Annotated in this window: 13 protein-coding genes and 1 pseudogene; 12 read left to right on the top strand and 2 right to left on the bottom strand. The window is 71.8% G+C overall.

Annotated features, from left to right (window positions below):
• Positions 1-24: 24 nt before the first annotated feature.
• On the top strand, positions 25-1,263 hold the full coding sequence (mshC, locus tag ACFFJG_RS19345) for a cysteine--1-D-myo-inosityl 2-amino-2-deoxy-alpha-D-glucopyranoside ligase (protein WP_378520431.1): 1,239 nt from the start codon (positions 25-27) through the stop codon (positions 1,261-1,263).
• A 64-nt stretch (positions 1,264-1,327) separates the two neighbouring features.
• On the opposite strand, the gene ACFFJG_RS19340 is transcribed toward mshC, so the two are convergent.
• On the bottom strand, positions 1,328-2,173 hold the full coding sequence (locus tag ACFFJG_RS19340) for a PAC2 family protein (protein ID WP_378520430.1): 846 nt from the start codon (positions 2,171-2,173) through the stop codon (positions 1,328-1,330).
• Positions 2,174-2,381: 208 nt separating this feature from the next.
• On the opposite strand from ACFFJG_RS19340, the gene metH reads away from it, so the two are divergent.
• The 8 genes from metH (at position 2,382) to ACFFJG_RS19300 (ending at position 15,148) form a co-directional block, all read left to right on the top strand.
• Positions 2,382-6,095: a methionine synthase gene (gene metH / locus ACFFJG_RS19335; protein ID WP_446686243.1), complete on the top strand. Its 3,714-nt coding sequence runs from the start codon at positions 2,382-2,384 to the stop codon at positions 6,093-6,095.
• A 136-nt stretch (positions 6,096-6,231) separates the two neighbouring features.
• Positions 6,232-8,178: a hybrid sensor histidine kinase/response regulator gene (locus tag ACFFJG_RS19330; protein WP_378520428.1), complete on the top strand. Its 1,947-nt coding sequence runs from the start codon at positions 6,232-6,234 to the stop codon at positions 8,176-8,178.
• Between the two features lie 42 nt (positions 8,179-8,220).
• Complete coding sequence (locus tag ACFFJG_RS19325) at positions 8,221-8,937, top strand: HAD family hydrolase (RefSeq protein WP_378520427.1); 717 nt, start codon at positions 8,221-8,223, stop codon at positions 8,935-8,937.
• Positions 8,938-9,096: 159 nt separating this feature from the next.
• Positions 9,097-10,731, top strand: coding sequence for an ABC transporter substrate-binding protein (locus tag ACFFJG_RS19320; RefSeq protein ID WP_378520426.1), 1,635 nt, complete (start codon positions 9,097-9,099; stop codon positions 10,729-10,731).
• Between the two features lie 51 nt (positions 10,732-10,782).
• Positions 10,783-11,829 carry an ABC transporter permease gene (locus ACFFJG_RS19315; protein WP_378520425.1) on the top strand — a complete coding sequence of 349 codons (1,047 nt, stop codon included), beginning with the start codon at positions 10,783-10,785 and terminating at the stop codon, positions 11,827-11,829.
• Positions 11,829-12,770: an ABC transporter permease gene (locus ACFFJG_RS19310; protein ID WP_378520424.1), complete on the top strand. Its 942-nt coding sequence runs from the start codon at positions 11,829-11,831 to the stop codon at positions 12,768-12,770. Before ACFFJG_RS19315 ends, ACFFJG_RS19310 begins: the two co-directional genes overlap by 1 nt.
• Position 12,771: 1 nt before the next feature.
• Positions 12,772-13,842 (top strand): ABC transporter ATP-binding protein, encoded by a 1,071-nt coding sequence (locus tag ACFFJG_RS19305; protein WP_378520423.1) that lies wholly within the window; start codon positions 12,772-12,774, stop codon positions 13,840-13,842.
• A complete protein-coding gene (locus ACFFJG_RS19300) occupies positions 13,826-15,148 on the top strand; it encodes an ABC transporter ATP-binding protein (protein WP_378520422.1) in 1,323 nt (440 codons plus the stop codon). Before ACFFJG_RS19305 ends, ACFFJG_RS19300 begins: the two co-directional genes overlap by 17 nt.
• On the opposite strand, the gene ACFFJG_RS19295 is transcribed toward ACFFJG_RS19300, so the two are convergent.
• The gene (locus ACFFJG_RS19295; protein ID WP_378520421.1) at positions 15,091-16,050 is read right to left on the bottom strand and encodes a RecB family exonuclease; all 960 of its coding nucleotides are present in this window, start codon (positions 16,048-16,050) and stop codon (positions 15,091-15,093) included. The genes ACFFJG_RS19300 and ACFFJG_RS19295 overlap by 58 nt on opposite strands.
• A 78-nt stretch (positions 16,051-16,128) precedes the next feature.
• Here ACFFJG_RS19295 and ACFFJG_RS19290 point away from each other — a divergent pair, with 78 nt between their 5' ends.
• The 3 genes and pseudogenes from ACFFJG_RS19290 to ACFFJG_RS19280 form a co-directional block, all read left to right on the top strand.
• Positions 16,129-17,262 (top strand): site-2 protease family protein, encoded by a 1,134-nt coding sequence (locus tag ACFFJG_RS19290; RefSeq protein WP_378520420.1) that lies wholly within the window; start codon positions 16,129-16,131, stop codon positions 17,260-17,262.
• A gap of 34 nt (positions 17,263-17,296) precedes the next feature.
• On the top strand, positions 17,297-18,277 hold the full coding sequence (locus ACFFJG_RS19285) for a tRNA (adenine-N1)-methyltransferase (protein ID WP_378520419.1): 981 nt from the start codon (positions 17,297-17,299) through the stop codon (positions 18,275-18,277).
• Positions 18,274-18,414, top strand: a pseudogene (locus ACFFJG_RS19280) (GrpB family protein); the annotation flags it as partial. The gene ACFFJG_RS19285 and the pseudogene ACFFJG_RS19280, both read left to right, overlap by 4 nt.
• Positions 18,415-18,423 lie beyond the last annotated feature (9 nt).

Below are 18,423 nucleotides of genomic sequence, written 5' to 3'. Positions count from 1 at the left end.
AGGTCGGTCGATAGGCTGCGCGTCATGCGCGCCTGGACGTCCCCCGAGGTTCCCGAGCTCCCTGTCACCGGCCCGGCGGTCCGGGTGCACGACACGTCGACGGGGTCGCTCGTGGAGACGCAGCCCGAGGGCCCGGCGCGGCTCTACGTGTGCGGCATCACGCCCTACGACGCCACCCACATGGGGCACGCCGCCACCTACGTCGCCTTCGACCTGCTCCACCGCGCCTGGCGCAACGCCGGGCACCAGGTGACCTACGTCCAGAACGTGACCGACGTCGACGACCCGCTGCTCGAGCGGGCGGCCAAGGTCAAGGTCGACTGGGTCGAGCTCGCCGAGCGCGAGACGCAGCTGTTCCGCGACGACATGGTGGCGCTGCGCGTGCTGGCCCCCCACCACTACACCGGTGCCGTCGAGTCGATCCCCCAGGTGATCGCGCTCATCCAGCGACTCGAGCAGACCGGCTCGGTCTACCGCGTCGACGACGACCTCTACTTCTCCGTCACTTCCGACGACGCCTTCGGGACGGTCTCGGGCTGGGACCGCGAGACGATGCTGCGGATCTTCCCCGAGCGAGGCGGCGACCCCGACCGTGCCGGCAAGAAGGACTCGCTCGACTGCCTGCTCTGGCGTGCCGAGCGTCCCGGCGAGCCGTCCTGGGACAGCCCGTGGGGCCCGGGTCGCCCGGGGTGGCACATCGAGTGCTCCGCGATCGCCCTCGACCACCTCGGCACGTCGTTCGACGTCCAGGGCGGCGGCAGCGACCTGGTCTTCCCGCACCACGAGATGTCCGCCGGCCACGCGCAGGTGGCGCACCCCGGCGAGCGCTTCGCCCGGGCGTACGCCCACGCCGGCATGGTCGCCTACGACGGCGAGAAGATGTCGAAGTCGAAGGGCAACCTCGTCTTCGTCTCCGCGCTGCGGATGAGCGACGTCGACCCGATGGCGATCCGCCTGGTCCTGCTGCGCCACCACTACCGCAGCGACTGGGAGTGGACCGACGACCAGCTCTGGGACGCCGTCGACACCCTCGCGGCGTGGCGCCGCGCGCTGTCGCTGGGCGCCGGCGCGCCCGCGGCCCCGGTCGTGGAGCGCGTGCTCGCCGCCCTCGCCGACGACCTCGACGCCCCCACGGCGGTCGCGGCCGTCCAGCAGTGGGTCGACGCCACCCTCGGCACCACCGGCCTGGCCGACACCTCCGACCGCGACGCCGCGGCCACGGTCCACCGCCTCCTCGACGCCGCGCTCGGCCTCGGGCTCTGACGTACGCCGCTCGCGGCGGGCCGTCGGGCCTCCTGGTCCGCTCGAGTGCACCCGTGGACGCGCGTCAGTCGGTGTCGCGACGCTTGAGGTAGCGCTCGAACTCCCGGGCGATGGCCTCGCCGCTGGCCTCGGGGAGGTCGGCGGTGTCGCGGGTCTCCTCGAGGGCGCGGACGTAGTCGGCGACGTCCTCGTCCTCGGCGGCGAGCTCGTCGACGCCGCGCTCCCACGCCTTGGCGTCCTCGGGCAGGTCGCCGAGCGGCATGGGCGACTCGAGCAGCTCCTCGAGACGGCCGAGGAGGGCGAGGGTGGCCTTCGGGCAGGGCGGTTGCGCGACGTAGTGGGGGACCGCGGCCCAGTAGGACACCGACGGGATGTCGAGCTGGGTGCACGCGTCGTTGAAGACCCCGAGGATCCCGGTGGGTCCCTCGTACGTCGACTGCTCGAGGTCGAGCCGGTCCACCAGGTCGGGCTCGCTGGCCGTGCCGGACACCGGGATCGGGCGGGTGTGGGGCGTGTCGGCCAGCAGCGCACCCAGGGTGACGACCAGCTCGGCACCGAGGTCGTCGCAGGCCGCGAGCAGCTCGGCGCAGAACTGCCGCCAGCGCATGTTGGGCTCGATGCCGCGGACCAGGATGACGTCGCGGTCGAGCTCGGCCGGGCGGGCGACGGCGATGCGGGTGGTGGGCCAGGTGAGGCGACGGTGTCCGTTCTGGTCCGTGCCGACCATGGGCCGGTTGACCTGGAAGTCGTAGAACTCCTCGGGGTCGACCGCCCCGATGACCTCGGCCTTCCACTCCTCCATCAGGTGGTCGACCAGGCCCGAGGCCGCGTCCGCTGCGTCGTTCCAGCCCTCGAAGGCGGCGATCACCACGGGGGAGGTGAGGTCCTTGACGTCGTCGAACTCGATCACCCGCCCAGCCTAGGCGCAGGCCCGGAACGGCGGCCGGAGATTTCGCCGGGGTCGTGGCGGGTGCCACCATGTGGAAAGCCGGTCCGCAGGTCGGACACCCTTCCTAGGCTGGCCGTACCGCCCGCCCGAGAGGACCCACCCACCCGTGAAGCCGCAGCACCGCCCCGACGCCGCCGCCGCCCTGACGGCACTCCTGGGCGAACGGATCATGGTGCTCGACGGCGCGATGGGCACGGCGATCCAGCGCGACCGCCCGGACGAGGCGGGCTACCGGGGCGAGCGCTTCGCGGACCACCCGAGCGACCTGGTCGGCAACAACGACCTGCTCACCCTCACGCAGCCGCAGGTCATCCGCGCCATCCACGAGGAGTACCTCGCGGCCGGCGCCGACGTGATCGAGACCAACACCTTCAACGCCAACGCCGTCTCGCTGGCCGACTACGGCCTCGAGGAGCTCGCCTACGAGCTGAACTACGAGTCCGCGCGCCTGGCTCGCGCCGCCGCCGACGCGGTGGCCACCGACGAGCACCCCCGGTGGGTGGCCGGTGCGCTCGGCCCCACGACCCGCACCGCCTCGATCTCCCCGGACGTCAACGACCCCGGTGCGCGCAACGTCTCCTTCGACCAGCTCGCCGAGGCCTACCTCGTGGCCGCCCGCGGGCTCGTCGACGGCGGCGCCGACCTGCTGATGATCGAGACGATCTTCGACACCCTCAACGCCAAGGCCGCGATCTTCGCGGTCGAGACGCTCTTCGAGGAGCAGGAGCGTCGCTGGCCGGTCATCATCTCGGGCACCATCACCGACGCGTCCGGTCGTACGCTCTCCGGCCAGGTCACCGAGGCGTTCTGGGACTCCGTGCGCCACGCGCGTCCGCTCGCCGTCGGCCTCAACTGCGCCCTCGGTGCGCGCGACATGCGGCCCTACGTCGCCGAGCTGAGCCGCCTGGCCGACTCGTTCGTCAGTGTCTACCCCAACGCCGGGCTGCCCAACGCCTTCGGCGAGTACGACGAGACCCCCGACCAGACCGCGGCGGTGCTCGCGGAGTTCGCGGACGCCGGCTTCCTCAACGTCGTCGGCGGCTGCTGCGGCACCACCCCCGACCACATCGCCGCGATCGCTCAGGCCGTGGCCGGCAAGCCCCGCCGCGAGCCGGCCGCCCACCAGCCGGTGATGCGGCTCTCGGGCCTCGAGCCGCTGACCATCACCGACGACAGCCTCTTCGTCAACGTCGGCGAGCGCACCAACATCACCGGCTCGGCCCGCTTCCGCAAGCTCATCAAGGACGGCGACTACGACGCCGCGCTGGCCGTCGCCGCGCAGCAGGTGGAGGCCGGCGCGCAGGTCATCGACGTCAACATGGACGAGGGCATGATCGACGGCGTCGCCGCGATGGAGCGCTTCCTCAAGCTCATCGCCGCCGAGCCCGACATCAGCCGCGTCCCGGTGATGGTCGACTCCTCGAAGTGGGAGGTGATCGAGGCCGGGCTGAAGTGCGTGCAGGGCAAGGCCATCGTCAACTCCATCTCGATGAAGGAGGGCGAGGAGCCGTTCCGCGCGCACGCCCGCCTGTGCCGCAAGTACGGCGCCGCCGTCGTGGTGATGGCCTTCGACGAGGACGGGCAGGCCGACAACCTCGAGCGTCGCAAGGCGATCTGCGAGCGGGCCTACCGGATCCTGGTCGACGAGGTCGGCTTCCCGCCCGAGGACATCATCTTCGACCCCAACGTCTTCGCCGTCGCCACCGGCATCGAGGAGCACGCCTCCTACGGCCAGGACTTCATCGAGGCCACCCGCTGGATCAAGCAGAACCTCCCCGGCGCCAAGGTCAGCGGCGGGATCTCCAACGTCTCGTTCTCGTTCCGCGGCAACAACCCGGTCCGCGAGGCGATCCACGCGGTCTTCCTGTTCCACGCGATCCGCGCCGGGCTCGACATGGGCATCGTCAACGCCGGCGCGCTCGTCGTCTACGACGAGGTCGACCCCGAGCTGCGCGAGCGCATCGAGGACGTCGTGCTCAACCGGCGTCCCGACGCCGCGGAGCGGCTGCTGGAGATCGCCGAGGCCCACAACCGCTCGGCCGAGGCCGTGGAGGTTGCCGAGGACGAGTGGCGCGCCCTGCCGATCGGCGAGCGGATCACCCACGCGCTGGTCAAGGGCATCGACGCCCACGTCGAGGCCGACACCGAGGTCCTGCGCCGTGAGATCGCCGAGCGGGGCGGCCGCCCGATCGAGGTGATCGAGGGGCCGCTGATGGACGGGATGAACGTCGTCGGCGACCTGTTCGGCGCCGGCAGGATGTTCCTGCCCCAGGTGGTCAAGAGCGCCCGCGTGATGAAGAAGGCCGTGGCCTACCTCATCCCGTTCATCGAGCAGGAGAAGCTCGACAATCCCGAGCTCGCCACCGCCAAGGACACCAACGGCACGATCGTGATGGCGACCGTGAAGGGCGACGTCCACGACATCGGCAAGAACATCGTGGGCGTGGTCCTGCAGTGCAACAACTACGAGGTCATCGACCTCGGCGTGATGGTGCCCGCCCAGAAGATCCTCGACACCGCCCAGGAGGTCGGCGCCGACATCATCGGGCTGTCCGGGCTGATCACGCCGTCGCTCGACGAGATGGTCAACTTCGCCACCGAGATGCAGCGCCAGGGCCTCACCATCCCGCTGCTCATCGGCGGGGCCACGACCTCGCGCGCGCACACCGCGGTGAAGGTCGACCCCAGGTACGACGGGCCGGTGGTCTGGGTCAAGGACGCGTCGCGCTCGGTGCCCACGGCGGCCGCGCTGCTCCACGAGACCGGCCGCGCCAGGCTGATGGCCGACGTGCAGGCCGACTTCGACTCGCTCCGCACCCGCCACTCGGCCAAGAACGACCGCCCGCTGACGACGCTCGAGCAGGCGCGCGCCAACGCGACGCCGATCGACTGGAGCGACTACCACCCGCCCCGCCCGCGGATGCTGCTGCGCCAGGACCACGCCGTGTCCCCGGTCATCGGGACCCGCGTCACCGACCACGTCCGGGTGCTGCGCGACCAGGACCTGTCGGTGCTGCGCCGCTACATCGACTGGCAGCCGTTCTTCAACGCCTGGGAGATGAAGGGCGCCTTCCCCGACATCCTCAACAACCCGAGCTCGGGCCCTGCGGCGCGCAAGCTCTACGACGACGCGCAGGCGATGCTCGACACGATCATCGAGGAGCGCTGGATCCGCGCCCACGGCGTGGTCGGCTTCTTCCCGGCCGCCTCCGTCGGCGACGACGTCGAGCTCTACCTCGACGCCGGGCGCAGCGAGGTGCACGCCACGCTCCACCACCTGCGCCAGCAGGGCCAGCACCGCGAGGGCGTCCCCAACCGCTCGCTCGCGGACTTCGTCGCACCCAAGGGGTCCGGTCTCGCCGACCACGTCGGCGCGTTCGCGGTGACCGCCGGCGACGGCGTGACCGAGCGCGTGGAGGCGTTCCGCCGGGACCTCGACGACTACAACGCGATCCTGCTCGAGTCGCTGGCCGACCGGCTGGCCGAGGCGTTCGCCGAGCGGCTGCACGAGCGGGTGCGCAAGGAGCTGTGGGGCTACGCCCCCGACGAGGACCTCGACAACGTCGGGCTCATCAAGGAGCAGTACGACGGCATCCGTCCCGCGCCCGGCTACCCCGCCTGCCCGGAGCACACCGAGAAGCAGACGCTGTGGCGCCTCCTCGACGTCGAGCAGCACACCGGCATCCGCCTCACCGAGTCGATGGCGATGTGGCCGGGCGCGTCGGTGAGCGGCTTCTACTACTCCCACCCCCAGTCGCAGTACTTCGTCGTGGGGCGCGTGGCGCGCGACCAGGTCGCCGACTACGCCGAGCGCAAGGGCTGGACGCTGGCCGAGGCCGAGCGCTGGCTCTCGCCCAACCTCGGCTACGACCCGGAGGACTGACCCCCCAGGGCCGGCCCCTTGGCGGCCCCGGCCGCCGTCCGGGGGCCTGTCCGGGACCCGGCGGCAGGTGTATCGTGCGACGCCGCTCAGGCAACCGGCCCGGTGCAGGTGGGCCGGCGAGGTGAGGAGGGTCGAGGTGCAGGACTCCCGGGTGTCGGTGGTGCTGATCGACGACTCCGTCGACGTCCGCACGCTCGTCCGGCTGCGGCTGGAGGCCTCGGGGGCCTTCGACGTCGTCGGGGAGGGTGCCGACGGGACGGATGCGGTCGAGCTGCTGCTGGTCCACGAGCCCGACCTCGTCCTGCTCGACGTGTCGACACCGGTCATGGACGGGCTCGAGACCCTGTCGGCCGTCCTCGCCATCCGCCCCGAGACCCACGTGGTGATGTTCACCGGCTTCGGGGGAGCAGACCTCGTCGCGAAGGTCCGCGAGCTCGGCGCCCTCGACCTCGTCGAGAAGTCCATCCCCCTGGACCAGCTGCCCGACCGGCTCCTGCAGGTCCTGCACGAGGCCGTCCACGCGCCGGACGGGGAGCCGGGGCCTGCTCCGGCACCCGCGTCGCCGCCTCGCGCCCTCCGCCTCGTCGAGGACCCCGACCACGAGGTCATGGACCTGGCCGCGGTCGAGCAGGAGGTCCTCGACGAGCACGTGGAGGGGTTCCGCGCCCTCTTCGAGCGGGCCGCCATCGGGATGGCCACCCTCACCGTCGACGCCACCATCGTGCGCGCCAACGCGGCCCTCGCCCGGCTGATGTCCTGCGAGCCCGCCGACCTCGTGGGGGTCGACTACGGCCGTCTGGCCGGGGGCCAGGGTCACGTGCTCGACCACCGCCTGGAGTCGCTGCGGCTCTCCGACGGCGCCGTCGCCACGTTCGAGCACCCGCTCCCCGTGGCGCCCGGGGCGGGCGCTGCGCGCACCGCCCTGGTGACCCTCGTCCCCATCCGCGACTCGCACGGCCAGGTGCTCTACGTCTTCGCGCAGGTGCAGGACATCACCGCGCAGCGCACGGCCGAGACCGAGCTGCACCGCAGCGAGGAGCGGTTCCGGCTGCTGGTCGACGTGGTCGAGGAGTACGCCATCTACATGCTCGACACCGACGGCGTCGTCCTGAGCTGGAACGCCGGCGCCCGGCGGATCAAGGGCTACCAGGCCCGCGACGTCGTCGGCCGGCACTTCCGCATCTTCTACCCCGTCGAGGACCAGCTCACCGGCCACCCGGAGCGCAACCTCGAAGCAGCCCTGGAGCACGGCTCGTACGCCGAGGAGGGCTGGCGCGTGCGCCAGGACGGGACGCGGTTCTGGGCCAGCGTCGTCATCACGGCCATGCGCGACGACCGGGGCACGCACGTCGGCTTCACCAAGGTCACCCGCGACCAGACCGAGCAGCGCGAGAACGCGGAGCAGCGCTCCGAGGCCATGGCGGAGCAGTCGCGGCTGCTCGCGCTCACCGCCCACGAGCTGCGCAACCCCGTCGCGGTCATCGACGGCAGCGCGCACGCCCTCATGGACGCCACCAGCCTCACTCCCGCGGAGCGCGGGCAGCTCCTGCGGGGGATCCGCAGCAGCGCCGACCGGCTCCGCCGGTTCGCCACCGACCTCGCGACCACCTCCCAGATCCAGGGCGCGGGGATGCACTTCCGCCGCCGCACCTTCTCGTTGACCGACCTCGTGCACGCCACCGCGGCCCGCCGGCGCAGCGCCATCCCGTCGGTGCACGTCGACGTCGACGCGCCCGAGGAGGTCGTCGTCCACGCCGACGAGGTGCGTCTCGGGCAGGCGCTCGACAACCTGGTCGACAACGCGGTCCGCCACGGTGCCGGGCCGGTCCGCCTCGCTGTCCGGGCCGAGGGCGAGCAGGTCGCGGTCGAGGTCACCGACGGGGGCGACGGCGTCCCCGCCGAGCTCGTCCCGCGCCTCTACGACCGCTTCGCGACGGCGGGCCCGAGCAGCGGCACGGGGCTCGGGCTCTACCTCGTGCGCGAGATCGCGGCACGCCACGACGGCGAGGTGGCCTACACCGCACCGGGGGAGGGCAGGCCCACCACCTTCACCGTCCGGATCCCGCTCCCCGCGGACACCTGACGGCGTGGCCGGCCGCGTCGCCTAGGCTGGCCGGACAGGCCGGTGCGCCGGCGCCTGCCCGATCCCGATGTTCCCGACGTCCTCGCCCAGGAGCACCCGCTGACCTCCACGACCCTCTCCGCCGTCCTGTGGGACATGGACGGGACGCTCGTCGACACCGAGCCCTACTGGATCGACACCGAGTACGCGATGGCGGACAAGTACGGCGGGACCTGGTCGCAGGAGCACGCGATGAACCTCGTCGGCAACGCGCTCCTCGAGTCCGGCGACTACATCCGCGTCCACATGGGCATCGACCGCACGCCGCAGCAGATCGTCGACGAGCTCCTCGACGGCGTGGTCGCGCGGGTCCAGGAGGAGGTGCCCTGGCGCCCCGGTGCGCGCGAGCTGCTCACCGACCTCCACGAGCACGGGGTGCCGTGCGCCCTCGTCACGATGTCGTGGCAGCGCTTCGTGACGCCGATCCTCGCCCAGCTCCCGGCCGACACCTTCGCCAGCGTCGTGACCGGTGACCGGGTCGAGTTCGGCAAGCCGCACCCCGAGCCCTACCTCACCGCCGCGGCCGAGCTCGGCGTGACCCCGGCCGACTGCGTGGCCATCGAGGACTCCAACACCGGCGCCAAGTCCGCTGTGGCGGCCGGGTGCACGGTGCTCTGCGTCCCGCACCACGTGCCGATCCTCGAGGGAGAGCGCCGCGTGTTCGCCGACACCCTCGCCGGCCTCGACACCGCCGCCCTGCGCACGCTGACCGCGGGCTGACGGGCCGCGGGTCGCAGCGGTCGGCGAGGGCCCGGACCCGATCTGGTAACGGATCGGCGACTCCCGGTCGGGGGAGTGGCGCGGGCCACACCTCGCGGAGTACGTTCCCAAGCCGGAGCGAACACCGACGTCCGCGATGCGGACGAGAAACGAGGGAAGATGCGGCGGAACACCCTGGTCCGGATCGGGGCGACGGCCCTGCTCGCCACCAGCCTGGCAGCCTGCGGCGGCGGTGACTCGGACGACGGCGGCAGCGGTGGCAGCGGTGGCAGCTCCGGCGGCGGGGGTGGCGCACCCTGGATCCTCGGCACCACCGACACGGTCACGGCCCTCGACCCGGCCGGGTCCTACGACCTCGGCTCGTCGACGCTGGAGTACAACCTCTACCAGACCCTCCTCACGGTCCCGGCGAACTCGACCGACATCGTCGGCGACGCCGCGGAGTCGTGCGACTACGACGACCCGCAGACGCTCACCTGCACGCTGAAGGACGGGCTGAAGTTCTCCAACGGCGACGACCTGACGTCGTCGGACGTGAAGTACAGCTTCGAGCGCGCGATCAACATCCAGGACGCCAACGGGGCCGCGATCTACCTGCTCGGCAGCATCACCAGCACCGCCGACGACGGCACGGTCACCCTCGACGACGGCGCGATCGAGACGCCCGACGACACCACGGTCGTGTTCCACCTGAACAAGCCCGACACGACGTTCCAGTACGTCCTGACCTACCCGGGCGCGGCCGCGATCGTCGACGAGGACGTCTTCCCCGCCGACGAGAAGCAGGCCGACGAGGACATCATCGGCTCCGGCCCCTACAAGCTCAGCCAGTACAAGGCCGGCGAGCAGGCCGTGCTGGAGATCAACGACCAGTACACCGGCGACAACGTCGGCAAGTCCGACCAGGTCTTCGTGAAGTACTACTCCGAGCCGTCCGCGCTCAAGCTGGCCGCGGAGAACGGCGAGGTCGACGTGGCGTGGCGCAGCCTCAGCCCGACCGACATCGCCGACCTCAAGGACAACGACGAGGTCACCGTCGCGACCGGCAAGGGCTCGGAGATCCGCTACTGGACGTGGAAGGTCGACGGCACGGTCGGCAAGCAGAAGCCCGTGCGCCAGGCCGCTGCCCAGCTGATCGACCGCGACGCGATCGCCCAGGACGCCTACGACGGCACCGTCGACCCGCTCTACTCGATCGTCCCGCCCGGCTACGCGGGCCAGAAGGACTCCTTCCAGGAGGCCTACGGCGACCCCGACCCGGCGAAGGCCAAGCAGATCCTCGACGACGCGGGCATCTCCACCCCCGTCGACCTGACGGTGGGCTGGACCCCGACGCACTACGGGCCCAACACCGAGGACGAGGCCAACGAGCTCAAGCGCCAGCTCGAGGACGGCGGCCTGTTCGACGTCACCCTCAAGAGCACCGAGTGGGAGCAGTACCAGACGATCTACAAGGAGGGCGCCTACGACCTCTTCGTCCTCGGCTGGTTCCCCGACTACCCGGACACCGACGACTACCTCTCGCCCTTCATGGTCGACGGTGGCTTCTTCCAGAACGGCTACCAGAGCGACGAGGCCAACAAGCTCGTCGACGAGGAGCAGGGTTCCGACGACCCCGCCACCCGCGAGAAGGCCTTCGGCCAGCTCCAGGACCTCGCCGCCGAGGACGTGCCCTTCATCCCGTCGTGGGTCGGCCAGAACACCGGCGTCTACGGCGCCGGCATGGAGGGGGTCGAGGACACGCTCGACCCGACGTTCATCTTCCGCTTCTGGCTCGTCAGCAAGAGCTCCTGACCGACGCAGTGACCGTGGGGTGCGGCCGTTCGCGGCCGCTCCCCACGGCGCATGCGTGGAGAGCAGCACATGTCACGTTCCGGCTCCGGCTCCCTGCCGCGCTACATCCTCCAGCGGGTGCTGCTGGTGATCCCGATGATCTGGGTCATCCTCACCCTCGTCTTCCTCGTCCTCCGCGTCGCTCCCGGCGACCCGGTGTCGGCGGCCCTCGGTGGCAAGCTCAACGAGGACGCCCTCGACCAGCGCCGTGAGGCGCTCGGCTTCAACCGCCCGCTCCTCGAGCAGTACTGGGAGTACCTCTCCTCGGTGATCAGGCTCGACTTCGGCACGACCTTCAGCGACAACCAGCCCGTCCTGCACGTCGTGCGCGACAAGGGCGGCGCCACGCTGAGCCTCACCCTGGCGGCGTTCGCGGTCGCGCTGCTGGTGGGCATCCCGCTCGGCCTGCTGGCCGGGCGCTACCGCGACTCGGTGGGCGACGTGGTGATCCGGGTCTTCGGGATCCTCACCTACGCCGCGCCGATCTTCTTCATCGGCTTCCTGCTCCAGGTCTACGTCGCGCAGCCGCTGGGGCTGCCGACCTCGGGGATGGCCAGCCCGATCACCGTCTTCACGGTGCAGCCGACCACCCACATCCTGCTCGTCGACGTCTTCCTCAGCGGCGACGGCACGGCCATCACCGACGTGCTGAAGCACCTGCTGCTCCCGGCCGCGACCCTCGGGCTGCTCATCTGCGGCGTCTTCATCCGGCTCGTGCGGGTCAACATCCTCCAGACCAGCCAGGCCGACTACGTCGAGGCGGCCGAGGCGCGCGGCATCTCGCCGGGCAGGGTCACGCGCAACCACGCGTTCCGCAACGCCCTGGTGCCCGTCATCACCGTCATCGGCCTGCAGTTCGCGCTGCTCCTCGGCGGGGCGGTGCTGACCGAGTCCACCTTCAACTGGCCGGGGCTGGGTCAGGAGCTGGTGAAGTACATCAACGACCGCGACTACGGTGCCGTGCAGGGCATCATCACGATCTTCGCCGTCGCCGTCGTCCTGATCAGCCTGGTGGTCGACATCGTCAACGCCCTCGTCGACCCGCGAGTGAGGTATTGATGTCCGGGGTTCTCAAGATGCTGGCCAAGCCGTTCACCGACACGGTGGGCCTGGCCCGGTGGATGCTCGTGATCGGGGTCGTGCTGACGGCCGTCTTCGTCGTCTGCGCGCTCTTCGCGCCTTGGCTCGCGCCCTACGGCTTCGCCCAGTCGGCGGCCGACGGGACACGCTTCCCGAAGGTCGGCGCGCCCAGCGCCGAGCACTGGTTCGGGACCGACCGGCTGTTCTTCGACGTGTTCTCGCGGGTCGTGTGGGGTGCGCGCACGGCGATCCTCGTCGTGGTGCTCTCGATCCTGTTCTGCGTCGTGATCGGGGTCCCGCTCGGTCTCGTCTCCGGCTACTTCGGCGGCTGGCCAGACCGGATCCTCGTGCTCGTCATGGACGCCGTCTTCGCCTTCCCGTCGTTCCTCCTCGCGATCGTCTTCTCGTTCCTGCTGACCGGCATCATCGGGGGCAGCGTGATCGCCGTGGCGCTGTCGCTGACCGCGATCTACATCCCTCAGTACTTCCGCGTCGTGCGCAACACGACGGTCAGCGCCAAGGAGGCGACCTACGTCGAGGCGGCGCGGGCCATCGGCGCCACCGACGGGGTCGTGATGCGGCGCTACCTGCTCGGCAACGTCGTGCAGAGCGTCCCCGTGCTGGCCACGCTCAACGCGGCGGACGCGATCCTGACCCTCGCCGGCCTCGGCTTCCTCGGCCTGGGCATCCAGTCCACCGACGCGGCCGAGTGGGGCCACGACCTCAACCGCGCGCTGGCCGACGCCGGCGCCGGCGTGTGGTGGACGGGCCTGTTCCCGGGCCTGGCGATCGTGCTCCTCGTCACGGGCCTGACCCTGGTGGGCGAGGGCCTCAACGAGACGCTGAACCCGACCCTGCGTCGACGCCGGCTGCTGCCGGTCGTGCTCCCGGCGCGCCAGACGATGGACGAGGTGCGCTGACATGGACGCCCAGAGGGACCTGGTCGACGCACCGGGCACGACGACGTCCGAGGGTCCGGTGATCTCCGCGCGCGACGTCCGTGTCTGGTACGGCACCACGCGCGGCGCCATCCGGGCCGTCGACGGCGTCAGCTTCGACCTCGCGCCGGGGGAGACGCTGGGGCTGGTGGGGGAGTCCGGCTGCGGCAAGTCGACGCTCGGACGCGGCCTGATCGGGCTGCTGCCCGACGGGGCCAAGCGCGACGGCGAGGTCGTCTACCACGGTCGCGACGTGCTGGCGATGAGCCCCAAGGAGGCCTACCGGCTGCGTGGCAGCGACCTGGGGATGATCTTCCAGGAACCGCTGACCCGGCTGAACCCCCTGATGCGGATCTCCGAGCACTTCGAGGAGACCATCCGCCAGCACGAGCCCCGGCTGGGCAAGGAGGAGGTCCGCCGGCGCGGCCTCGAGGCGCTCCGGCACATGGGCATCCCGCCGACGCGCTACCGCTCCTACCCCCACGAGTTCTCCGGCGGCATGCGGCAGCGGCTCATGATCGCCCTCGCGCTCGTGCTGCGGCCGGCGTTCGTGGTGGCGGACGAGCCGACCACGGCGCTCGACGTGCTGGTCGAGGCGCAGATCGTGCAGATCCTCAACGACCTCCGCAAGAACTTCAACACCGCCCTCCTGCTGATCACCCACAACGTCGGCATCGTCGCCGAGGCGTGCGACCGCGTCGCGGTGATGTACGCCGGACGCATCGTGGAGCAGGGTCGCGTCGAGGACGTGTTCAAGAACCCGCAGCACCCCTACACGCGCGAGCTGCTGCGCTCGACGATCAGCCTCGACACCACCGGCCTCGACTTCATCCCCGGGTCACCGCCCGACCTGGTCGACCCGCCCGACGGGTGCCGGTTCCACCCCCGCTGCCCCGACGCCATGCAGGTCTGCGCGACCCGCAACCCGATCGAGGTCGAGCGGGTCGGAGGCGGTCGGGTCGAGTGCTGGCTGCGGGGCCCCGAGGCCGCGATCCCCGAGGGCGGGACCGCGCCGTTGAAGCAGGAGGAGCTGGGCGTTGCCGACGAAGCCTGAGACCCGCACCACGAGCGACCTGATCGTGGACGTGCGCGACCTGTCGGTGCACTTCGACCTGCGCGGGGGCAGCCTGTCGCGCCTCCTGGGCCGTGACACCGGGACGGTGAAGGCCGTCGACGGCGTCGACCTGACGCTGCGACGCGGCGAGGTCGTCGGCGTCGTGGGCGAGAGCGGGAGCGGGAAGTCCACGCTCGGCCGCGCGCTGCTCGGCCTGGTGCGCGCCACCGGCGGGAGCATCGAGTTCGACGGGCGGGACGTCGCCGGCCTCAGCCGTCGCGAGCTGCGGGAGGTGCGCCGCCACATCCAGATGGTCTTCCAGGACCCCAACGCCGCGCTCAACCCGGCGATGACCGTCGAGCAGGCGATCGGCGACGCCCTGCGCGTGCAGGGGGTCAGGTCGGCCACCGAGCGGCGCACGCGGGTGGTCGAGTCGCTCGAGCGCGTCGGGCTCTCGCCGGTGGAGCTGTTCCTCGACAAGTACCCGCGCGACCTCTCGGGCGGGCAGAAGCAGCGAGTCGTGATGGCGCGGGCGATCATCAACGGCCCGAGCGTGCTCGTGGCCGACGAGCCCATCTCGATGCTCGACATGTCCGTGCGCGCCAAGATCCTGCAGCTGATGCTCGACCTCAAGCAGCAGCTCGACCTCAGCTACGTCTACATCACCCACGACCTGGCGAGCGCGAAGTTCTTCTGCGACCGGATCGCGATCATGTACCTCGGCCGCATCGTCGAGATCGGCGACACCGCGGAGATCTTCGCCCACCCCCGACACCCCTACACCCAGGCGCTGCTCAAGGCGATCCCCAACCCCGACCCGTCGGTCTCCGTCGCCCGCGACCTGCCACGGGGAGAGATCCCGGACGCGGCCAGGCCTCCGCTGGGCTGCGCGTTCCACCCGCGCTGCCCGCTCGCCACCGCGACCTGCGGCTGGGAGTCGCGCGACCTGCGGACCGTGCTGGAGGAGCACTGGCTGCGCCGGGGTGCCGACGTCTACGCCGAGGAGTCGCGGATCCTCGGCGACCTCTCGGCGCTCGACGAGCCGGCCACGACGGCCGTCCTGGGCAAGGCCGACCCGGCTGCCGCGACCGAGCTGGTGGAGCGGATCCGCGCGGAGAACCCGGACGAGCCGATGTGGCGGGGAGTCACCTCGATCGACCAGACCGACGCCGGGGTGGCCATCGCCTTCCACGACGGCACCGACCCCGCGCTGCGGCGCGACGGGGGCGTCGAGGTGGCGTGCGTCCTCTACGGCGACGAGGGCCCGGACGGCGCGGAGGCCGGGACGGGCGCTGCGGCGGTCTGAGCCTCCGGGCGCTCCGGCAACGGCGGGAGCGTGCCGCCCTTGGCGGGGCAGAGCTGGTGGAAGGAGCACCAGTCGCAGAGGCGCGAGGGGCTGGGCTGCCAGTCGCCGGTCTTCCGGGCCAGCGTGATCGCCCGGTGGATCGCCTCGACCTTGCGCTCGGTGGCGCGCAGGTCGTCCTCGTCGGGCTCGTAGCGCAGGATCTCGCCGTTGCCGAGGTAGACCAGCTGCAGCACCGAAGGGACGACGCCGCGCAGCCGCCAGATGACGAGCGCGTAGAACTTCATCTGGAACAGCGCCTTCGCCTCGTAGCCCTCCTTCGGGGCGCGTCCGCTCTTGTAGTCCACCACCCTGATCCGGCCGTCGGGCGCGACGTCGATGCGGTCCACGAAGCCCCGCAGCAGCAGGCGGGAGTCGAGCACGGTCTCGACGTAGAGCTCCCGCTCGGCGGGCTCGAGCCGCGTCGGGTCCTCGAGGTCGAAGTAGCGCGCGAGGACGTCGCGGCACGACTGCATCCAGGCCACGACGTCGGGGCCCTCGTCGCCGAACATCGCCTGCAGCCCGGGCTCGGCCTCGAGCAGCGCCTCCCAGCGCGGCGCGAGCATCGCGGCGGCGCGGTCGGGGGTGCGGTCGGCGGCCGGCAGGTCGAAGAGGTCCTCGAGCACCTTGTGCACCAGCGTGCCGCGCGTGGCGTCGGGCGAGGGCTCCTCGGGGAGCCGGTCGAGGGTGCGGAAGCGGTAGAGCAGGGGGCAGGCCAGGAAGTCGCTGGCCCGGCTCGGCGACAGGGAGCCCACGACCTCGACACCGTCGACCGGCGTCGAGAGCCGCTCGGCGGGAGAGGCCGCCGGGTCAGCCGCCGGGTCAGCCACCGGGTCAGCGGCCGGGTCGGGGAGCGAGGTCGTCATGTCGCGGCCACCCTAGGCGGCCCCACCGACAGCCGTCGGGACCTCTGGGCCGTGGGCGGTGTTCGTTAGGGTCGAGGAGTGTCCACCCCCGCCCCACGCCAGCCCGGCACGCTCCGGATCGGCTCGATCTCGGGCATCGACGTGCTGGTCACCAGCTCGTGGTTCGTGGTCGCCCTTCTCATCTCGCTGACCTTCGCGCCGCGCATCGAGCAGGTCGAGCCCGGCCTGGGCGTGTGGAAGTACGTCGCGGGGTTCGTGTTCGCCGTCGTGCTCTACCTGTCCGTGCTGCTGCACGAGGCGTCCCACGCGGTCACCGCGAAGCGGCTCGGCTACGGCGTCACCTCGATCACGCTCCACTTCCTCGGCGGCATGACCGAGATCGACGGCCAGTCCCGCCGGCCGCGCCACGAGTTCTGGATCGCCGTCGTCGGGCCGTTGACCTCCATCGCCGTCGGCGCGGTGGCCTTCGCCCTCGGGCTCGTCGTCGAGGGTGAGCTCCTGAGGCTCGCGGTCGAGGGCCTCGCGGGCGCCAACCTCGTGATCGGCGTGCTCAACCTGGTCCCCGGCCTGCCGCTCGACGGCGGTCGCGTGCTCAAGGCGTTGGTGTGGGGCGCCTCGGGCAACGAGCACCGCAGCACGGTCGTCGCGGCCTGGGGCGGTCGCGTCGTCGCGCTCGCGCTGCTGGCGTGCCCGCTCGTCCAGGACCGGGTCATCGGTGAGCCCCCGACGATCGTCGACCTGGTGCTGGTCTTCATCCTCGGCCTGTTCCTCTGGACCGGGGCGACCGCCCAGCTCGCCCACGCCCGGGTCCGCCAGCGCCTCCCGCTGCTGGTCGCGCGCCCGCTCGCCCGTCGTACGCTCACCGTCCCCGAGGACCTCCCGCTCGCCGAGGCCGTGCGTCGCGCCCAGGAGGCGCAGGCCGGGAGCATCGTCACCGTCGCCCCCGACGGCACCCCGCTCGGCATCGTCAGCGAGGCGGCCGTCACCGCGACGCCGCCCGAGCGGCGCCCGTGGGTCACGGTCTCCGCCGTCGCCCGCTCGATGGAGGAGGGGCTCACCCTGCCCGCCACCGTGGCCGGCGAGGAGCTGATCGCCGCGATCAGCAGGCGCCCCGCGGAGGAGTACCTCCTCGTCGAGGACGACGGCCGCATCTACGGCGTCCTGTCGACCGCCGACGTCGACCGGGCCTTCCGGGCCAACGCCGCCGGCTGAGTGGATCGGCGCCCGGGCCACTAGGGTCTGCGCCATGTCGGAGCGCCCCACAGAAGACCGAGCAGACGTCCCCGCCGAGGCCTGGTCCGGTGTCCACCGCGGGCCGCTGCGCGAGGGGGAGTGGGTGCGCCTGGTCGACAACAAGGGCCGCAAGCACAACTTCGAGCTCGTCGCGGGCAAGCGCTTCTTCTCCAACAAGGGCCACCTCGACCACGACGACATGATCGGTCGCGAGGAGGGCTTCACGCTCACGTCCTCGGCCGGCGGCCAGTACCTCGTCTTCCGCCCGCTCCTCAACGAGTTCGTCGTGTCGATGCCGCGGGGTGCCGCCGTGGTCTACCCCAAGGACGCGGCCCAGATCGTCGCGCTTGCCGACATCTACCCCGGCGCCCGCGTCGTCGAGGCCGGGGCGGGGTCGGGCGCGCTGACCTGCTCGCTGCTGCGCGCGGTCGGCCCGTGGGGCCGCGTGACGTCCTTCGAGCTGCGCGAGGAGTTCGCCGACGTCGCGCGCCGCAACGTCGACCAGTTCTTCTCCGCCCCCGCCGGCCAGACGCACCCCGCGTGGGACCTGAGGCTCGGCGACCTGAAGGAGGGCCTGCCGACGCTCGACCACCCGGTCGACCGGGTGATCCTCGACATGCTCGACCCCTGGAGCTGCATCGACGTCGTCGCCGACGCGCTGGTGCCCGGCGGGATCGTCTGCGCCTACGTCGCCACCACCACCCAGCTCTCCCGCGTGGTCGAGACGCTCCGCGTCCACGGGGGCTTCACCGAGCCCCAGCCGTGGGAGTCGCTGGTGCGCGACTGGCACGTCGAGGGCCTCGCCGTGCGTCCCGGCCACAAGATGATCGGTCACACCGCCTTCCTCGTCACCGCCCGCCGGATGGCACCCGGCGAGGCCCCGCCGCGCAAGACCCGCCGACCGGCCCCGGGGGCGTACGGCCCCGACTACACCGGGCCCCGCCCGGCTGACGTGCCCACCCTCGAGGCCGTGCAGCCCGACCCCGACCAGTGAGCACCATCGAGGTCGTCGACTGGTCGCCGCAGTGGGCCGAGCAGTTCGAGGAGCTCGCCGCCCGGCTCCGCGACGCCCTCGCGGCGGTGCCGTCGGCGCGGGTCGAGCACGTCGGGTCGACGTCCGTGCCGGGGCTCGCAGCGAAG

Source organism: Nocardioides zeicaulis (genome assembly GCF_042432345.1).
GTDB classification, from domain to species: Bacteria; Actinomycetota; Actinomycetes; order Propionibacteriales; family Nocardioidaceae; genus Nocardioides; species Nocardioides zeicaulis.
Note: the sequence above shows the minus strand (reverse complement) of the source record. Positions and strands in the feature narration are given on the sequence as shown.